Source organism: Anaerofilum hominis, from assembly GCF_014287275.1.
GTDB classification, from domain to species: domain Bacteria; phylum Bacillota; class Clostridia; order Oscillospirales; family Ruminococcaceae; genus Pygmaiobacter; species Pygmaiobacter hominis.
In genome coordinates, this window is record NZ_JACONZ010000001.1 from 1148673 (window position 1) to 1166009 (window position 17337).

18 protein-coding genes are annotated in these 17337 nt (G+C 61.0%); 4 read left to right on the forward strand and 14 right to left on the reverse strand.

The features are described from left to right. Positions 1–326: 326 nt before the first annotated feature. The 3 genes from H8S23_RS04945 to H8S23_RS04955 are packed head-to-tail and all read left to right on the forward strand — an operon-like array spanning position 327 to position 2198. Positions 327–1064 (forward strand): lysophospholipid acyltransferase family protein, encoded by a 738-nt coding sequence (locus H8S23_RS04945; protein ID WP_243165836.1) that lies wholly within the window; start codon positions 327–329, stop codon positions 1062–1064. Between the two features lie 48 nt (positions 1065–1112). Beyond that, positions 1113–1658, forward strand: coding sequence for a P-loop nucleotide/nucleoside kinase family protein (locus H8S23_RS04950; protein WP_186887169.1), 546 nt, complete (start codon positions 1113–1115; stop codon positions 1656–1658). Positions 1659–1709: 51 nt separating this feature from the next. Beyond that, positions 1710–2198 (forward strand): P-loop nucleotide/nucleoside kinase family protein, encoded by a 489-nt coding sequence (locus tag H8S23_RS04955; RefSeq protein ID WP_186887170.1) that lies wholly within the window; start codon positions 1710–1712, stop codon positions 2196–2198. Between the two features lie 864 nt (positions 2199–3062). Here the strand turns inward: H8S23_RS04955 and H8S23_RS04960 are convergent. The 10 genes from H8S23_RS04960 to H8S23_RS05005 all read right to left on the reverse strand — a co-directional run bounded on the left by H8S23_RS04960 (position 3063) and on the right by H8S23_RS05005 (position 11050). Next, the gene (locus tag H8S23_RS04960) at positions 3063–3797 is read right to left on the reverse strand and encodes a helix-turn-helix domain-containing protein (RefSeq protein ID WP_207721064.1); all 735 of its coding nucleotides are present in this window, start codon (positions 3795–3797) and stop codon (positions 3063–3065) included. 732 nt (positions 3798–4529) lie between these two features. Beyond that, a complete protein-coding gene (locus H8S23_RS04965) occupies positions 4530–5249 on the reverse strand; it encodes a LiaF transmembrane domain-containing protein (protein WP_186887171.1) in 720 nt (239 codons plus the stop codon). A gap of 37 nt (positions 5250–5286) precedes the next feature. Further along, the gene (locus H8S23_RS04970; protein ID WP_186887172.1) at positions 5287–5475 is read right to left on the reverse strand and encodes a PspC domain-containing protein; all 189 of its coding nucleotides are present in this window, start codon (positions 5473–5475) and stop codon (positions 5287–5289) included. A 3-nt stretch (positions 5476–5478) separates the two neighbouring features. Continuing rightward, the gene (locus H8S23_RS04975; protein ID WP_186887173.1) at positions 5479–6411 is read right to left on the reverse strand and encodes a hypothetical protein; all 933 of its coding nucleotides are present in this window, start codon (positions 6409–6411) and stop codon (positions 5479–5481) included. Between the two features lie 19 nt (positions 6412–6430). Then, positions 6431–7069: a DUF1700 domain-containing protein gene (locus H8S23_RS04980; RefSeq protein WP_186887174.1), complete on the reverse strand. Its 639-nt coding sequence runs from the start codon at positions 7067–7069 to the stop codon at positions 6431–6433. Next, positions 7066–7383, reverse strand: a complete 318-nt coding sequence (locus tag H8S23_RS04985; protein WP_186887175.1) for a PadR family transcriptional regulator — start codon at positions 7381–7383, stop codon at positions 7066–7068. The genes H8S23_RS04980 and H8S23_RS04985 overlap by 4 nt, the downstream gene beginning before the upstream one ends. Before the next feature lie 1210 nt (positions 7384–8593). Then, complete coding sequence (locus H8S23_RS04990; RefSeq protein ID WP_186887176.1) at positions 8594–9016, reverse strand: GtrA family protein; 423 nt, start codon at positions 9014–9016, stop codon at positions 8594–8596. Further along, a complete protein-coding gene (locus H8S23_RS04995) occupies positions 9017–9490 on the reverse strand; it encodes a peptidylprolyl isomerase (protein WP_186887177.1) in 474 nt (157 codons plus the stop codon). It abuts the gene before it with no gap. Between the two features lie 209 nt (positions 9491–9699). After that, positions 9700–10494, reverse strand: a complete 795-nt coding sequence (locus H8S23_RS05000) for a type III pantothenate kinase (RefSeq protein WP_186887178.1) — start codon at positions 10492–10494, stop codon at positions 9700–9702. Between the two features lie 49 nt (positions 10495–10543). Continuing rightward, entirely contained in the window at positions 10544–11050 is a 507-nt protein-coding gene (locus H8S23_RS05005) for a flavin reductase family protein (protein ID WP_243165837.1), read from the reverse strand. Between the two features lie 457 nt (positions 11051–11507). Here H8S23_RS05005 and H8S23_RS05010 point away from each other — a divergent pair, with 457 nt between their 5' ends. Then, positions 11508–13946: an LTA synthase family protein gene (locus H8S23_RS05010; protein ID WP_186887180.1), complete on the forward strand. Its 2439-nt coding sequence runs from the start codon at positions 11508–11510 to the stop codon at positions 13944–13946. A gap of 134 nt (positions 13947–14080) precedes the next feature. On the opposite strand, the gene H8S23_RS05015 is transcribed toward H8S23_RS05010, so the two are convergent. From H8S23_RS05015 to H8S23_RS05030, 4 genes are all read right to left on the reverse strand, one after another. Continuing rightward, on the reverse strand, positions 14081–14983 hold the full coding sequence (locus H8S23_RS05015; RefSeq protein WP_186887181.1) for an N-acetylmuramoyl-L-alanine amidase family protein: 903 nt from the start codon (positions 14981–14983) through the stop codon (positions 14081–14083). Between the two features lie 256 nt (positions 14984–15239). After that, positions 15240–15824 (reverse strand): flavodoxin family protein, encoded by a 585-nt coding sequence (locus H8S23_RS05020; RefSeq protein WP_186887182.1) that lies wholly within the window; start codon positions 15822–15824, stop codon positions 15240–15242. Between the two features lie 47 nt (positions 15825–15871). Next, positions 15872–16609, reverse strand: coding sequence for an ATP-binding cassette domain-containing protein (locus H8S23_RS05025; RefSeq protein WP_186887183.1), 738 nt, complete (start codon positions 16607–16609; stop codon positions 15872–15874). Next, positions 16596–17318: an amino acid ABC transporter permease gene (locus tag H8S23_RS05030; RefSeq protein WP_186887184.1), complete on the reverse strand. Its 723-nt coding sequence runs from the start codon at positions 17316–17318 to the stop codon at positions 16596–16598. The genes H8S23_RS05025 and H8S23_RS05030 overlap by 14 nt, the downstream gene beginning before the upstream one ends. Positions 17319–17337 lie beyond the last annotated feature (19 nt).

The window sequence follows — 17337 nt, forward strand, 5'->3', positions numbered from 1 at the left end:
CCGGCAGTGCGCCGTGCGGGCGCTGCGCCGGCGCGGGCGTCCTTTTCCCCGCGGCCGCAAGGGGGCCGCCCGGGGCAGGCTTTCATTTCTGCGGATATGATATCACAAAAAGCGGTTCCCTGCCAGCGCAAAATATGGTATCATGATTTCCAGCCGCATCCGGCGCCGGCGCGGAAGAGCGCCCCGCCCCGGCGCGGCGCGCGGGGGCTTTCGCCCGCGCTGTCTGTTTTTGTCTCGATCTATCGGGTGCCCTCCTGCCATTTTTTGCTTCGCGTGGCAGGACCCGCGTTTTTTCAAATCTGTGCCGGCGCGAAGCGGCAGAACGGATGATGTTTGTGCATACGCTGCTGTGGTTCCTCTATTTCTGGCTTTATCTGCTGGTCGTGCTGCCCCTTTACTGGCGGGTCAAAGGGCTGGCAAAGCGCGGCGACGGCCGGCACGACGCCCTTACCCGCCGCGTGGTGGGCCGGTGGGCGCGGCGGATGCTGTGGGCCGCGGGCGCAAAGGTGGAGGCGGACGGCCTCGAACATCTGCCGCAGGGCCCGGCCGTCTATGTGGGCAACCACCAGGGCTATTTCGATATCCCCACCGTGCTGGGGTATCTGGGCGACGACACCAAGCCGATGGTGGCGAAAAAGGAGATCGACAAGATCCCGCTCATCCGCGCCTGGATGCGGCAGCTGCACTGCGTGTTTCTGGACCGTGAAAACCCGCGCAGCGCGGTGGCCGCCCTGAACGAAGCGGCCGGCTGGGTGGGCAAGGGCTATTCGATGGTGGTCTTTCCTGAGGGGACGCGGAGCAAGACCGGCGAAGTGGCGGAGTTCAAGGCCGGCGCTTTCAAGATCGCGCAGAAAAACAGGGTGCCCGTGGTGCCCTTTGTCATCGACGGCACCGCCGAACTGATGGAGCGCAACCACTATTTCATCCACGGCGGCGAGGTGAAGCTGCGGGTGCTGCCCCCCATCGACACCAGCGGCTACGGCAAAGAGGACTGGCGCGCGCTGCCCGCCCTGTGCGAGGCGCGGGTGCGGGACGGGCTTGCCGCGCTGCGGGCGGAGCGGTAAAGCGGCGCCGGACGCTGCATCAGGATATTTTTTAAGGATAAAAGACAGATGAAAACAGGAAGGATCGTTATCATTACCGGTTCGCCCGGAACCGGAAAAACGGCCGCCGCGGCAAAGACCGCCCGGGAGTCTGATTTTGAAAAATCGGTCCACATGCACACGGATGATTTTTATCGCTGTCTCTCCAAAGGGGCGGTACCGCCGCATCTGCCGGGATCAGAGGAACAGAACCTGGTCGTGATCGAAGCCTTTCTGGAGGCTGCAAAGCGCTATGCCCGCGGCGGGTATGACGTGATCGTGGACGGGGTGGTCGGGCCCTGGTTTTTGGCGCCGTTCCTGCGCGCCGCGCAGGAGGGGTACGAGGTGCACTACATCGTGCTGAGGGCGGCTAAGGCGGAGACCCTGAGGCGCGCCGCGGGGCGGGCGAAGCTGAGCAGAGAAGAGAATCTTGCGCTTGTGGAAGCCATGTGGGGGCAATTTGCAGATCTTTGCAGCTACGAGCCCCATGTCATCGATACGACCGGGCAAACGCTGGAGCAGACCGTCTCTCAGGTAAAAAGCTGCCTGAAAGAAAGAAAAAACCTGCTGGGCTGAGAGAACTATCAAAAAGCGGACAGAAGCCTTTTATAAACGGGGTGGATCGTGATGAGCAATGTTATCATGATGTGCGGCGTATGCGGCGCCGGAAAAACGACCTATTCAAAAGCGAAAGAAAAAGAAGGATATATCCGGCTTTCCATCGATGAAGAAATGTGGAGAACCTATGGAAGAAAAGGGATCGATTATCCGGATGACCAATATGAGGCCTTATCAGAAAAAGTGGAATCAGCACTTCGCGAAAAATTGTTAAAACTGATCGACGAGGGAAAAAATGTCGTGATCGATTTCAGCTTCTGGAACAAAGAAACCCGCAGTTTCTACAGACAGATCATCGAAAAATCGGGCGGCACGGTGGAACTGGTCTATCTGAAAGCCGGCTTGGAGACCTTGCGAAAAAGGTTGCAGAAAAGGAATCTGCACCTGCACGCCAATTCGCCGTTTGTTATAACCGACGAGATCTTGAAACATCACTATGATGGATTTCAGGAACCATGCGGCGAGGGAGAGATCGTGATCCTTCAAAGCGAGGAATAGTTGGCAGGCCGTAAAAACGGCCGTGCCGGTCAACGGGTGCGGTCACGGGGCGCTTCTTTGAAAAAGTGAAGATATCAGACTTTGAGGGCGGGCCGCCGCATCGCGGAATTTCTGTGTCAGGCGCAGGAAAGCCTTCGCTGAAAAAGTGGGGCGCCGGGATAAGACGCCCCGCCGGGGAACGATAAGGCGGCGGCCCGGAAGCAGGCGGAGAACAGGCCGCGAACCTACCGGCGGAGACCTTACCTTTTTATCGGCGGAATTGCCGCTGGAGCTGGTGTTTGGCTCTCTCATCCGGGATCGTCACCAAAATCATCCCCTGATCCTATCTCAGGGCGGCATGGAAAAAGCCGGCGCAGAGCGCTTTCCCCTGAAAAAGCGCTCTGCCGCTTTGACGGCAGAGCGTCCGGCACAGGCGCGCCGCGGCCTTGAAAGCGGCTGTTCCCAAAGAGGGCGGGTTTCCGCCCTCTTTTTTTGCGCAGAAGCGTTTTTGCGGCAAAGCGCGTTTTGACCCGGCCGCCCGGGCGGCACAGCGCGGGGCGGTCCTTTTTTATCGCTCTGCGCGGCAAAGCCGTGAAAAGCGCTGTGCCTGCGCCGGGCGCTCCGGGCCGCCGTGACCAGGGGGCTGATCCGGGTCTCTGTCGTGCCGCTGTGCTCCCCGACGCCAAAACGCCCGGCGGCCGCCGGGCGTTTTTTCTGGAAAGGCAGGTTTTTTTGCGCCCGCGCGCGGGCACTGCAGGAAGTGATAGGGGTCATCCGTGATACCGCAGGCCAGGGCCTTTTGCGCCCGTGTACGGGCACTGCTGGCACTGTGGGCAGGCACAGGCGCGTGGGCGCGCCCTGCAAAACAGCCTCAGGGCCGTTTTTCTATTTGACATCGCCGCCGGACGGTTTCTCCGTCCCTCCCGTGCGGGGAAACCCCAGCCCCCACAGCGCGGCGCCAAAGAGGGCATAGACCGCCGGGCAGCTGAAGTTGAGCCGCAGGAGCGGGGTCAACAGGGCCAAATAGAACGCTCCGGCCGGAAAGGTCCAGCCGCCGCCCGGCGTCCCCGCCCAGTCAAAAAGCGTCCCCAGCGCCCAGACCACATAGGGGCAGACCAGGGCGGCGCAGGCGGCCAGCAGCGCCAGCAGGCCTATCCGGGCGTTTTTCACCCACGGCCGCTCTTTCAACGGCCTTGCCCCCAGCAGCAGGCCCGCCGCCTGCAGCGCGCACCAGCCCAGGAGCAGCGCGATGGCCGGGTCCAGCAGCACAGACAACAGGTCGTTGGGAACGGTCACATAGCGGGCCGCGGCAAACGCGCGGGCAAGAGGGTGGAGCACCGCGACGGCCCCGGCTGTCAGGGCCAGCAGGCAGCCGCCGGCCGCCATGCGCCGGCGCGCAGCGCGTCGGCTTTGCGGCACCTTCGGGCCGTACAGCACCGCATCCACCCGCACCTCCAGCGCTGCGGCGATCTTCATCAGCATCTCAATGTCCGGCCGGGTGCGGCCGGTCTCGTAATTGGACACCGTCTGCCGCGTCACGAACAGCTGTTCCGCGAACGCTTCCTGGGTCAGGCCTTTCCGCTCGCGCAGATCTCTGATATTTTTTCCGATATCACGCACAGCGATCACCCCGCTTAAATCATAGCGCGGCCCCGTCAAAATGTCACGCAAAGATCTTTTGCGGGCCGGCCCGCCCTGCCCGCGGGAATGCGCAAACCGGGAACCGCTCCGGGATACAGCGGTGTGGGCTGCACTGGGACACAGCGCATGGGCTGCGTTGGGGTGCGGCGATGTGGGCTGCGTCGGAGTGCGGCGCGTCGGCGGGCCCGGGTCGGGAGCGCGAGGGCTGTTCCGGGTGGAGGCGGCGAGGGCTGTTCCGGGTGGAGATGACGTGGGCGGCTCCGGGTGGAGGCGGCGTGGGCTGCACTGGGGCGCGGCCGGGAAAGGCGCGGGCCGGGCCTCCGCTCTTTATCCCGGGGCGCGCATTTTCAAAAGCGTCTGCCCGGTGCTGCGGACGGCGTTTTTTGCACCGGGGCTCTCGTTTTTTAAAAAGACTTCCACCGCAGCCGGCGTTTTTTATCCCGGAGCCCACGTCTCCCAAAAGAGCCGCCGCGCGCTCCCCGCCCCGCCCCAGGGCGAAAGTGCCGGGCCAAAAAGCCAGCCGCCTTTTCGCGGCGGCGCTTCCCGCACAGACCGTTGCTACTGGGCCCGGCCCCGGCAGGCCGCCGGCTCTTTTGGGACAAGACCATAAAAAAACAGGGGCGGGAGTAAATCCGAAAAATTTACTCCTGCCCCTGGTGCCTGCCTGTTGCTGCAAACGGACCTGCGCTGTGCGCGGCAGCCGTCTGCCCGCTATTTGATGTCGATGCCGCCAAAGACGCAGCTGGCGTTGAGATAGAGCACCGGCGTGCCCTCTGCCGCCGGGCCGTCGGCCCGGTTGTCCACGCCGCCAAAGACCGGCGTGCCAGTGACTTTCACCCGCACGTGCGGCGGCACCTGCAGGTCCGCGCCCCCAAAAATGGTGGTGGCGTTGACTACCACGTCGCCCTCAAACACCGCGTCCCGCAGATCGAGATCCACACCGCCGAAGACGGCAGTGATGTTCGCGCCCCGAAAGGGTTCGGCCGGCCAGCGCACATCGCAGCCGCTGAAAACGCCCGAGTAATTGGGCACGCCGCCGCGCCCGTCCTGGGCCGCGGCATAGCCCGCCGCATTCCCGCCGTCCATCCCCGCCTGGGCCGTACCGGTGGTCACGCGGCGGCGGCCGCCCAGCAGGATCGAAACGCCCACCGTCACCAGCACCACGGGCAGCAGAAGCTTGCTCACCAGGTGCCGGTCCAGGAGGCCCTGGGCTGAGACCAGCATCACCACGCCGATCAGGGCGCAGATGATGTTGCCGGTGTGGGGCCCGTTTTGGACCATGCTGATCACGGCCGGCACGATAAGGAACAGGGTCCACCATCCGTCAAAGAAAAAATTGAAGTTCCACACGCCGAAGGCGTTGCCCGCAAAGCCCACGCCCGCGACCACGAACGCCAGGCCCCATAAAATACTGCCGATCCTGTTTTTCATACTGTTCTCCTTTGTTCAAAGCCCCTGTGCAGGGGTGTCACATGGGTTTTTCCGGCATCACGACCGCAGCGATGATATAAAAGACCACGCCGATGGAAGTCAGCCCCAGCAGCACCATCAACAGGCGCACAAGCGTGACGTCGATGTTGAGATACTCGGCGAAACCCGCGCAGACGCCGCAGAGCATCTGATGCTGCCGATCCTTATAAAGGCGTTTGTGTTCCACAGGTCATTCCTCCCTTATATAAAATTCCACGTTGCCCATACCGCACTCGATATCGAAATAATTGACCGCCCCCGCGTTGGCGGTGCCGTTGCCCACGGCGGCCCAGCGCAGCCCGTTGAACTCCACATTGCCCATGCCGCATTCCACGGTGGTCCCGTAATCCTCCGCCCTGCCGCGGGTGGTGACGGTGACGTTGCCCATGCCGCAGTCGATGGAACCGCGCCCGGTGAGAACGCCGTCAAATACCAGCTCGCCCATGCCGCAGTCCATCTCGACGTTGGCCAGCGTGCAGCCGGTCACGGTCAGCGTGCCCGCGCCCACCGACAGCTCGGCCGAGCGGGTGGCGGTGAGGCCCTCCACAGTCAGTTCGCCCGCGCCGATCTCGATCTTCAGTTCTTCGGGGATGCAATCCTCCGGGATGGTCACCGTGCCGCGCACATTGCGGTACATGTTTAGCGAGGTCTTGCCGTGGGGCGCTTCCACTTTCCACTCATCCCCGTCAAAACCGCTGTAGACCTTGTCGGCGGGCAGGCCGGTGATCTCCACCCGGAAGCTGTCTCCCCGCACCACTTCAAAGCTACCGCCGCCCAGTTCCACTTCGATCTTGCGGATACCGCTGTTGTCCTGCATCTGTGTCCCCTCCTGCGAGACAACCGTGCCCGAAGCGGGCGTCTGCGGGACCGACGTGCCCCTGCCGCTGTCATAATGATAGCCGTCCGCTTCATCGTCCCGGCCGCCGTGCCAGGCGCCGTCCCAGTCCCAATACCAGTCATTATGCCCCCAGCCCACCGGGATCTGGATATACGGCCCCAGCCGGATCACGCCGTTGACCGCCTGCGACGACACGCCGCAGGCAAATGCGACCCCGGAGATCAGCACCCCCAGCACCAGCAGGCAGGCGGCGATGATCGCCGTTATCTTGTAAAAAGATCTCATGCTCTGTCCCTCCTTCTCTTCACCCGTTGTTCTGCCGGCCGCGCAGCGGGATGCGGCAGATCTTCACGACCCCGCGCACCATGGCCGGGATCACCGTTGCACACAAAAACACCGAGGCCATCACCAGCAGCAGGCCCACAGCGGCCAGGATAAAGCCGATGCCCAGCACCAGCAGCCCCACCAGCGGGCTGCCGAACAGCGACACCACGCCCATCACGGCCAGGAACACGCCCGCCAGCACCAGGACCACGCCGCTGCAGATCAGGCCGATAAAGACGCCGATGACCCCGACCACCAGCCCGGCCGCCGCGCCCAGCAGAGGCAGCCAGACCGGCGAGAGCAGCACCACCAGCAGCACCACGGCCCACACCGGCAGGCCGCTGCGGCGGACCTCCGGCCCCGCGGACGGCGAAGCGCCCGTCCCGGCTGTGCCGCCCACAGGTCCCGCGGGGGGCACGCTGCGGCCCAGCTCACCGTCGGCCTTGATGCTGGCCGCCACCTGCGCCGGGCTGCCCAGCTCTGCCAGTACCCGGTCCAGGTTTTCCACACCGGCGTCGTCGATGTAGTCGCTGTAATATTTGATCGCGGCGCTGCGCTCATCCTCCGACAAGGGATACAGCTCGTCGTTCAGCGCCATCAGGAACTCCCTCTTGGTCATGTCTCGTTTCCTCCATAAAACACACGGTCGATTTTTTGTTTGTATTCTTCCCACTCGGCGAGCGTCTCGTCCAGCCGCTGGCTGCCCGCCGGGGTGATCTTGTAATAGCGCCGGTTCCTGCCGGCAAACGCCTGGTCGTAGGTGGTCAGGCAGCCATCTTTCTGCAGCCGCCGCAGCACCGGGTAAAGGGTCGACTCGGAGACCTCCATCACGCTGCGCACATCCTGGGTGATCTTGTAGCCATAGGTCCCCTCCCGCGCGGCCACCGACAGCACAATGGCATCCAGCAGGGTGGAGCCGGTTATAAACGCCATGCCATTCACCTCTGTCCTATGTTATATCTTTGTCTATATTATATTTTGTATAATATACTTTGTCAATATAATATTAACAAAAATAATAATATTGCAAATTTCGCGGGGTCCTCTGCTCATTGAAACGAGGGAGCCGCCGGTTTTGTTTCATTATTTTAAAGTATTTGAGGAAAAGGGCCTTTAGAGCGTTCGGTGCCGCCGCGTCCTCTTCGCAGGACAGCAGGGAAAAGCGTTTTCGCGGGGAAAAATGCACAAAAAAAGGCGGCGTAAAGCCGCCTGCGCGGGCCGCCGCCGAACGCCGGGGAGCCTTTCCTCTCCCCCGCCGCGGGATGCGCGCCTCTGAATATCCTCCTGTCAAAAGGCCCCGGCACCCCTGCGCTTTTCCGCTGCCGGCAGAGACCGGCCGCCAGGGAAGCAGAGCTAAACGGGAGGGGGGGGGCTCTGTCAGGGCATTGAGGCAGAGGGCAAAGCGTCTGCCGCGAACACAGCGCTGGACAGGAGCATTCTTTCCCTGTCAGCACGCCGGGTATGCGGCAGCATGCCTGCCGCAGGCACGCCGCCGGGCGGGGAGCCTTTTTTCTCTGTCAGAGCGCCGGATAGGGGGACAGCATGACCTCCAGAGGCGCACTTAAGCGGGGCTCCTTTTCCTTGTCAGAGTATCGGGTAAGGGGACAAGAGGTCCAGCGAGGGCACATCGCTGAATAAGAGCTCTTCATTCTCTGTCAGGGCATTGAGGTAGAGGGCAAGGCGTCCTCAACAGTACAGCGCTGGACGGGACATTTCTTCCCTGCCCCCTCGCTGGGTATGCGGCAGCATGCCTGCCGCAGGCACGCCGCCGGGCGGAATCTCTTTTTTCCGTCGGAGCGTCAGGGAGGGGGACAAGACACCCGCTAGAGGCAAAGCGCCGGACGGGAGCCTTTCTTCCCTGTCAGTACGCCGGGTATGCAGCAACACGCCTGCCGCAGGCACGCCGCCGGGCGGGAGCCTTTTTTCCGGTCAGAGCGTCTGGCAGGGTACAAGGCGTCTGCCGCGAACACAGCGCTGGACGGGGGCTGTTCTTCTCGGCTCCACATCAGGTATGCGGCAACGCGTCCCCCGGGCGCGCGCCGCCGGGCGAACGCTTTTCCGCTGACGGCGACGGGGGGGCGGCGCAATTTGCGCCGCCCCCCCCCCGGTTCTGATCTGAAACGTCCTTGCCGGACTGAGTTTCCTACTCCTTAAAAGCCCACAGCCGCTGGCCCAGATAGTTCATGCCGGTAAAGATCACCTGCGCCACCAGCATGGCGATGCGGGTCACCCACTCGACGCTGATGGGCCAGGCAAAGGCGGCCACCACCCACGGCACCAGAACATCCGACAGCCCGAAGCTGACCAGATAGCAGACCGCGATGACCACCGTGAAGCGGACGGCGCTCTGCAGCAGCGGGGCTTTGCTCTGAAAAGAATATCTGCGGTTGAAGATAAAACTGAACACACTGCACACCGTGAACATCAGCGCCGTGGAGCCCCAGTAGCCCAGCGCCCCCAGCAGCAGCTGGCTGCCCACCATCGAGACCAGCGTGTTCAGCCCGCCGATGATAAGAAAGATCAGCAGGCTGCGGTCCCAAAAGAAAGAAAACAGTTTTTTGAACACTTACTCCACGACCTTTACGCTCTTCATGACCTGGGGCTTTTCGGGCTTGTCCGACCAGCCGGTGGGGACGGCGGCGATCTCGTCCACCACGTCCATGCCCTCTACCACGCGCCCAAAGGCCGCGTAGTCGCCGTCCAGATGCGGCGCGTCGGCGTGCATGATGAAAAACTGGCTGCCCGCCGAGTTGGGGTTGGCGCTGCGCGCCATAGAGATGACCCCGCGCTGATGCCGAATGGGGTTGGGGTGGCCGTTGGAGGCAAACTCGCCCACGATGCCGTACCCCGGCCCGCCGGTGCCGGTGCCCAGCGGGCAGCCGCCCTGGATCATAAAGCCCGGGATGATGCGATGAAAGCCCAGCCCGTCGTAAAAGCCCTCTTTTACCAGCTTGAGAAAGTTCTCCACCGTTTTGGGCGCCGCGGCGGCGTCCAGCTCCAGCTTGATCTGTTTTCCGTTTTCCATTGTGATAACGACCATTTGCTTGTCCTCTTTTCTGTTTTGTCCGGGCCGGGTCAGGCAGTCTGCCCGTGCCCGGCTGTGATTTTGGATGAACTGCGGGCCGCACCGCCCCGGCCGTGCGGTTTGTTTTGAGGCCGCCAGGGCGCGGCGGACAGGGCCCAAAAGCGCTTTTCCGCCCGTGCGGGGGGAACTGTTCCGCACCGCGCGCACTGCCCGGCTGAGGGAGCTTACTCCCGCGGCCCCGGCGCCCCCTCTGGCTGCCGGTTGCGCAGGTAGTAATGATACAGGCCGTCCAGCAGCAGATCGGGCTCATAGAGGATGTTGTGACGGCAGCAGGCCACGATCTTGCGGGCCGCGCCGCCGGTGGCCACCACTGTCTGCACGCCGCCCAGCTCTTCCGCAAAGCGGTCGATCATACCGTCCAGCATCGAAGCGTTGCCGTAGACCGCGCCGCTTTTCATGCTGTCGGCGGTGTTGCGGCCGATGGCGGCGGGCGGGGCCTCCAGCGAGATGCCGTGCAGCTGGCTGGTGCGCATTTTCAGGGCGTCCTGCGAGATGTACACCCCCGGCATGATGGCCACGCCGCACACCGCGCCGCGCGCGTCCATGGCGGTGATGGTGGTGGCGGTGCCCATGTCGATGATGACGCAGGGCATAGGATAGCGGGCCTTGGCCGCAATGGCGCTGGAGAGGATGTCCGCGCCCAGTTCAGCGGGGTTGTCGATGTCGATCTCGACCCCGGTGTTGCCGCCGGTGGTCAGCATCAGCGCGTGCACCGGCACGATGCGCCGCAGCGCCCCCGCCACCAGCGAGGTGATGCCGGGCACCACCGACGAGATCACCACGTCGGTGATGCGAGACTTGTCCACCGCATAGAGGTGGAGCAGCCCGCGGATCTCCACCGCGAACTGGTCCGCCTCCAGCTTGCGCTCGGTGGCGAAGCGGGTGGAAAAGCTGAGCCTGCCGTCCTCGTAGCCGCCCAGCACGATGTTGGAGTTGCCGATATCCACTGTCAGTACCATATGTTTTTCCCCGATCCTGGGGCCCGTCCGCGCCAGCGGGCGCGGGGCCCTATTTCTTTTTCAGCGCCTTGACGATCTCGCCGATATACATGCGGTGATAGTCCTTTTCCGGATAGCAGCGGGCGTCCGCCTCGGCGTCCAGAAAACAGTCTCCCCTGAGATCGTCCCGGTAGCTCTTTTTGCAGATCAGCACCAGGCGCGCCTGCTCAAAATAGGGCACGCCGTCCTCATAGGCGGTGGTCAGCCCCGCTTTGGCGATCTTGTCCTCGTCCCGCCCGCTGGCAGTGCCGAGATAGGAGAGCCCGGTGCGGAAACCGTCCTCAAAAAAGCAGAGCGAATAGGCCTGCTCCCGCTCGATGAATTCACGGGTATAGCGCTGCGGCCGCACAAAGATAAACGAGACCGGCTTGTTCCACAGGATGCCCACCCCGCCCCAGGAAGCGGTCATGGTGTTGCACTTTTCTTCGTCCCCCGCCGTGATCAGCATCCAGTCGCTGCCGATGAGCTTGAACGGGTTATCTGCGATCTCCTTTGGTGCAATTTCGATAAAAGCCAACCTGATTCCCCCCATCGCGCCCGCAGGCCGGGCGCGTAATTTGCCGCCCGCCGCCCGCCCCGCGCCCTGCCGCGCGGAGCAAAAAACGGGTATACCCTATTATACACGAAGCCCGCTTTAAAAAGTAGTGGGATAACCAATTTTTTATGAACTTCTTCTTCGCTGCTGATGCGGCGATCAGAGCGAACCGGCAAAAAAATGATCTGTTTGAACCGCTGCAGCCGGGGGACCGGCCCTGCGCCGGAAGCCTGTCCCCCTGCAAAAAACACGGCACGTTTTAAAAATAACTTTATCTGTCTTCAAATATGGGGAAGAGCACGGGATATGCACTTTAAAAGAACTTAACCGCACTTAAACTTTTCAAAAAATTCACATTTTTATTGCATTTGTTTCAAAATCATTGTATATTTTTCTTAAAATCAAGGGTGCTAAAGGACCAAAGGAGTTACAAAATATCATGTTGCGTGAAAAAAAGGGGATCTTTTCAAAACATATCCCTGCGTGGGCTCCTAAAGCACTAAAATGCCTGTTTATTGTCTCTGTCCTGGCGGCTGCCCTGCTGCACCTAAAATTTTTTCTGGTGGACACTTACAGTACAGTGAATTTTATTCCCACAAACTATTCAAACTCTATTCTGGCCGATTCCCCTGTCAGCATTCGCTTTACCTCTTCCTATTCCGGCCTCAAATCGATCCTGCTGCGCTTTGTACCCAACAGCGACGCTTCGGCAAATACCCCGTTGACTTTCACGCTTCTGGATAAAAAAGACGCTGTACTGCAGCGTTTTGTCTTATCGGCAGACGAGGTCGCCGCCGCCCCCGAAAATATTTCTCTTACGGTGGGACCAAAGCTTGCACGCGGCAAGGCCTATACGCTGCTCATCGAAAGCGAGGCATCCGCCGACACCGCCGCCTATCGGCTTTCTATCGGCACCGCTGTCCGCACCGACGTACAGGAATGGTTTTGGGGAGATAATCGGGAGACGGATCTCCCTGATGTACAGTTTCTCTATCACCATATCAGCTCCTTTTACACGCTGATATTTGTTTCTTGTGTCCTCTTTTCCTTTTTGGCGGTTTTTCTGCCCGGTCTGCGTTCTGAAAAAGCAAAGCTGGCTTATCATGCAGCGGTGCTTCTGGGCGCGCCGCTGCCTCTGCTTTATACCACTGAACTTTTAAATATGGGCACCATACTTCAACTGCCGTTCAGCGTGGTCATGGCGAATTATTTGATCCTACTGTTGATTTTAACCTTATTTTATATTTTGACGAATCGCTTTTCTCTAGCTGTAACTCTAGGCAGTGCGCTCATCCTCATTGGCGCCACAGCGAATCACTTTACGTTGCGGTTCCGTCAAAGCACCGTGCTTCCCTCTGATCTCTACGGCCTACGCACGGCGATCGACGTGATGCCGGGCTATCAGTTTTCTCTCAGTCCCGGCCTTTTGATCGCCTGCGCCGTCTTTGTCTTTCTGCTCTGCCTGTCTCTGCGGGACCCGGTTGCAGTGCGGGGGTGGAAGTTCCGGATCTTGTCGGCAACCCTCACCGCAGCTTTCGCTCTTGGCTTGTGGGGTCTGGTCTCCACTCCCTCACTCTATCAAAAATTGGGTGCTTCGCTGGACAACTTCCGTCAAACTCCACAATCCAAAATCAACGGTTTTTATCTCAATTTTTCCATTAATCTTCCTTTTTTGATCTCCTCCCCGCCAAAAGGATACGATACAAAAAGTCTGGAAACACTCATCCCTGACCCGGATCCCGACACTTCTGCCTCAGGCCCTTTTCCTCATTTAATCGCAGTGATGAACGAGTCGTTTGCAGATCTCTCGATCGCCGGGGAGCTGCACACCAATGAAGACCCTCTGCCCTTTCTTCACAGTTTGGCAGAAGACAGCGCTCTTTCGGCCTATGTGGGCGACCTGATCGTCCCGGTCTACGGCGGCGGTACCAGTTGTACGGAATTTGAATTTCTCACGGGCTACTCCCTTGCTTTCTGTAATTCCTCGGGTGCTCCCTATGGGCAATATCTGAACCGTGAGATCCCCGCGTTGCCCTGGCAGCTGAACGAGCTTGGCTATTACACCATAGGGCTTCACCCCGCGCCAGGCCACAACTGGAATCGAAATTCCGCTTATCCGCGTATGGGCTTCGACGAGACCTGGTTTGAAGAAGATGGTCTCACCTCTAACAACTCTATCCGCGGCTTCATGTCCGATAGCGATACATATGAAAAGGTTCTGGAGCTGTTCGGGCAACACAAAAAAGAGGGACCGGTTTTTCTTTTCGCCGTCACCATCCAGAACCATGGCGGCTATGACAATCCTTACTTTGAAAACTCTATGACCGTCCGGGAAAAGGAGCAGGAGTTTTCGCTGGCAGAGCAATATTTTTCCCTGCTCAAGCTCTCCGATTCCGCCTTGAAAGAGCTGATGGAGGCGCTCTCACAGGAAGAAGAGCCCGTGCTGCTCGTGGTGTTCGGCGATCATTGGGGAGCTTTGGAAGACGGCTATCTTGAGACCGTCTTCGGCAAACCTCTAGATCAGCTCTCGGAAGAGCAAGATCTTCTCCGCTACCAAACACCGGTCGTTATCTGGTCAAACTATGGGCTGGATCTCTCTGGATTGCCTGATACTCTTAGTACAAATTATCTCTCCTGTACGATCAAACAGGCCGCCGGTCTTCCTCTAACGCCGTTTGAACGGTTTGCTCTCTCCGCACAAAAGACCTGGCCGGTCATCTCCACCCATGGCGCGATCAGCGCGGAAGGGACTTTTGTTCAGCAGATGCCTGAGGATGATCCTCTGCTCGCCTCTTATTCCTATTTACAGTACAACGGACTGTCGGACCACAGACATCTTCAAAAAGATCTTTTTCTCCCCATGCTTTTCGAGGGATAAAAAAGGCCTGATCGTCTTTTTCCCTCTTTCAACAAAGCGGCCGGCGCACCTTCCTGTGCCGGCCGCTTTGTTATGGTAAGCCGGGCCGCTTCGGGCAAGGGATAAGCGCCCCTGGTGCGGCCGACAGGATCTCTCTACCCCTCCAGCGCGGCGGGCTGGGTGCCGAAATAGCGGCAGATGGCGCGGTAATAGCTCTGGGCGGCCAGGCGGCAGCCCTTGTCGCTGCCGAATGCCTGTGCATCGGCGGCATTGGTGACAAAGCACTGCTCCGCCAGCACGGCCGGGCAGCCCGCGCCCTCCAGCACGCCGAAGCTTTTTTCGGTGTAAACGGCATCGTCGGACGACTCGCGGATCACCTTTTCATATCCTCCGCTGCCGTCGGAAAAGTAATAGGCGTATTTGATCCCGTTTTCGCCCCGCAGCTGCGCCCCGGCGGCGGACATCTCCTCCACCAGCAGCCCGGCAAACCGCAGGCTGTCCTCGTGGCGCCCGCGGCCCGGCGGCAGCGGATAACACTCAAATCCCTGCGCCTGCCCGCTCTGCTCCGAGTTGCCGTGCACCGACAGCAGCAGGTCCGCGCTGCGCCGGCGCGCCGCGGCGGCGCGGGCGTTCACATCCTTGCCCTCGCCATACTGCCGGCAGAGCACCGGCGTGTAGTTCTCGTCTGCCTCCAGCAGCGCTTCCAGATAGCGCACCGTGGTCTCGGTGAGCGCCGTTTCGGCGACGATGCCGTTCGCCCCGGGGTCGCTGCCGCCATGCCCCGCGTCCAACGCCACCACGTAGTGGCGCGGCAGCAGGCTGCGCAGCGCCAGCCCCCCGACCAGACAGAGCAGCCCCACGGCGAACAGCGTCAGCGCGATGCGGCGGCCCCGTCTGCGCCTTTTCCGCCGCCGTGCCGTCCGCCCTCTGCCGGCGCGGGCAGGGGGGCCGCCTGCGCCGGGGCGCGCCGCCGCATGGGCGGCCCGGCCCCCGGGTGCGGGGCCGCCCGCCTGCCGGTAGACCCTCTTTTTGCCGTATAAATTTTCCTGTGCTGCCATGTCATCCTCCCGCGCCGTGTTTTTTTTGTTCCCCTGCCGGGAAGACGCCGCCCGCTCGGCAGCGGGGCGATCGGCCCCGCTGCGCTTTCGCTTTGACTGTTTTCTATCATACAGCACAATACTTAACAAAACCTAAATTTTCTCCAATTTTTTACGAAAAAATCGCAGATCTTGGGACGCGCGCCCCCAGCGCTTTTGCTTTGCGCCGTGCGGCCCCAAAGAAAAAGGGGCGGCCAAGCTGCCGCCCCCGGTCTCTTTATTCCCGATACAGCCCCCGGCCGAATTCATACGCCTCTTTCAAATGGCCCGTAGCGCCGATCTGCGGGCCGTCCGCCGTGCCGCCGCATCCGCCGGCCAGCACCATGCCCCTGTCCCGGAACCCGATATAGTTCACCAGTGCAAACTGGTAGTAAGACACGGCCTGCTCAAAGGTCCAGAAAAAATCGTCCGCCGAAGTCATCAGCAGCGCCGCATCCTTGACGGGGTATTGCTCATATCTGCCGCGGGGCGGGGCGGCGTTCTCTTTTGCCAGGCAGTAAAAGCGCTCGATGAACGCTTTCAGCCGCGAAGAGATGGTCCAAAAATAAAGCGGGGAGGCAAACGCGATCAGATCCGCCGCCAAAATGTGCGGGATCAGGCTGTTGAAATCATCTTTCTGCACGCAGGGTTTTCCCCTGCGGCAGGCATTGCAGCCGATGCAGCCGCGGACCTCTTTGTCCAAAAGGGAGACAATCTCCACCCTGTGCCCGGCGGCCCGCGCGCCCTCCGCAAACGCCTCGGCCAGCTGCGCGGTATTGCCCCGCGGCCTGCCGCCGCCGAGGACGACCAGAATATTTTTCATCTTCCCCTCCTTTCCGCACGCTGAAAAAAGCGATAACGCGCCGCGCCCTACAGCACCTTGCTGAGAAAATCCTGCAGACGCGGGTTCTGGGGATGGTCGAAAAACTCCTGGGGCCCGTTCTCCTCCATGATGACCCCCTCGTCCATAAAGAGCACCCTGCTCGCCGCCTCGCGCGCAAAACCCATCTCGTGGGTCACCACCACCATCGTCATGCCCTCGTCCGCCAGCTGCCGGATCACGTCCAGCACCTCGCGCACCATCTCCGGGTCCAGCGCGCTGGTGGGCTCGTCAAACAGCATCACGTCCGGCTGCATGGCCAGGGCGCGGGCGATGGCCACCCGCTGCTGCTGGCCGCCCGACAACTGGATGGGGTACGCGCTGCCCCGGTCTCCCAGCCCCACGCGCTCCAGCAGGCCCAGGGCCAGTTTTTCCGCCTCGTCCTTTTTCATGCCCTTGACCCGCAGCGGCCCGGCCATGACGTTGTCCAGCACCGTCATGTTGGCGAAGAGGTTGAACTGCTGGAACACCATGCCGATCTTCTGGCGCATGACGTCGATGTTGGTCTCTTTTGAGGTGATGTCGGTGCCCTCAAAGATGATCTGTCCGCCGGTGGGCTCTTCCAGCAGGTTCAAACAGCGCAGAAAAGTGGACTTGCCGCTGCCCGACGGGCCGATCACGGCCACCACGTCCCCCTTGTGGATGTCGATGTCGATGCCGCGCAGCACCTCCAGGCGCTTGAAGCGCTTTTCCAGCCCCTTGACCTGGATGAGTTTATCTTGTGACACTCTTGTTCATCCTCCTTTCCACCGCCGCGATGAGCTTTGAAAGCGGGAATACCACAGTGAAATACATTGCCGCCGCGATGATATAAGGCTCTACAAAGATATAGGTCTGGGTGGAGATGGACTGCGCCTTGAACATCAGTTCCGCGATGCCCACCATGGCCAGCACGCTGGTCTCCTTGATGATGGTGACAAACTCGTTGCACAGCGCGGGCAGGATGTTGCGGATGGCCTGCGGCAGGATGACAAAGCGCATCGCTTTCCACTGGCTCATGCCGATGCAGCGCGCGGCCTCCAGCTGGCCCCCGGGCACCGCCCCGATACCCGAGCGGATCACCTCGGACAGATACGCGCCGGAGTTGAGGCCCACCGCGATGATGCCCCACATCATGCGGGTGGCGGTGGCGTCGGAAAGGCTCAGCCCGATGCCGGTGGCGCTGTAATAGATGACGAACACCTGCACGATCAGCGGCGTGGCCCGCAGCACCTCCACGTACGCGGTGCAGAGAAAGCGCACCACCGCTTTGATCCCTTTGAGCACCGGGTTGTCGCGGGAACGCAGCTTCATCATCCGGCCCGAAGCCACCAGCAGCCCCAGCACCACGCCCAGCGAGACGGCCAGCAGGGTCACCCAGAGGGTGTTCCCCAGGCCCTGTAAGTAAAAGTGGCCGTATTTGGCCCAGATCTTGACGATGCGATCGCCTGAAATCATTGCTTCCTCCTTGCTGCGG

Excerpts from the sequence above, each read along its gene's own strand:
- H8S23_RS04995 (WP_186887177.1), bottom strand. The coding sequence starts at position 9,490 with ATGGTCGTTATCACAATGGAAAACGGAAAACAGATCAAGCTGGAGCTG.
- H8S23_RS04965 (WP_186887171.1), bottom strand. The coding sequence starts at position 5,249 with ATGAAAAACAGGATCGGCAGTATTTTATGGGGCCTGGCGTTCGTGGTC.
- H8S23_RS04945 (WP_243165836.1), top strand. The coding sequence starts at position 327 with ATGATGTTTGTGCATACGCTGCTGTGGTTCCTCTATTTCTGGCTTTAT.
- H8S23_RS04980 (WP_186887174.1), bottom strand. The coding sequence starts at position 7,069 with ATGACCAAGAGGGAGTTCCTGATGGCGCTGAACGACGAGCTGTATCCC.
- H8S23_RS05030 (WP_186887184.1), bottom strand. The coding sequence starts at position 17,318 with ATGATTTCAGGCGATCGCATCGTCAAGATCTGGGCCAAATACGGCCAC.
- H8S23_RS05010 (WP_186887180.1), top strand. The coding sequence starts at position 11,508 with ATGTTGCGTGAAAAAAAGGGGATCTTTTCAAAACATATCCCTGCGTGG.
- H8S23_RS05020 (WP_186887182.1), bottom strand. The coding sequence starts at position 15,824 with ATGAAAAATATTCTGGTCGTCCTCGGCGGCGGCAGGCCGCGGGGCAAT.
- H8S23_RS04975 (WP_186887173.1), bottom strand. The coding sequence starts at position 6,411 with ATGAGATCTTTTTACAAGATAACGGCGATCATCGCCGCCTGCCTGCTG.
- H8S23_RS04955 (WP_186887170.1), top strand. The coding sequence starts at position 1,710 with ATGAGCAATGTTATCATGATGTGCGGCGTATGCGGCGCCGGAAAAACG.
- H8S23_RS04950 (WP_186887169.1), top strand. The coding sequence starts at position 1,113 with ATGAAAACAGGAAGGATCGTTATCATTACCGGTTCGCCCGGAACCGGA.
- H8S23_RS05015 (WP_186887181.1), bottom strand. The coding sequence starts at position 14,983 with ATGGCAGCACAGGAAAATTTATACGGCAAAAAGAGGGTCTACCGGCAG.
- H8S23_RS04985 (WP_186887175.1), bottom strand. The coding sequence starts at position 7,383 with ATGGCGTTTATAACCGGCTCCACCCTGCTGGATGCCATTGTGCTGTCG.
- H8S23_RS05000 (WP_186887178.1), bottom strand. The coding sequence starts at position 10,494 with ATGGTACTGACAGTGGATATCGGCAACTCCAACATCGTGCTGGGCGGC.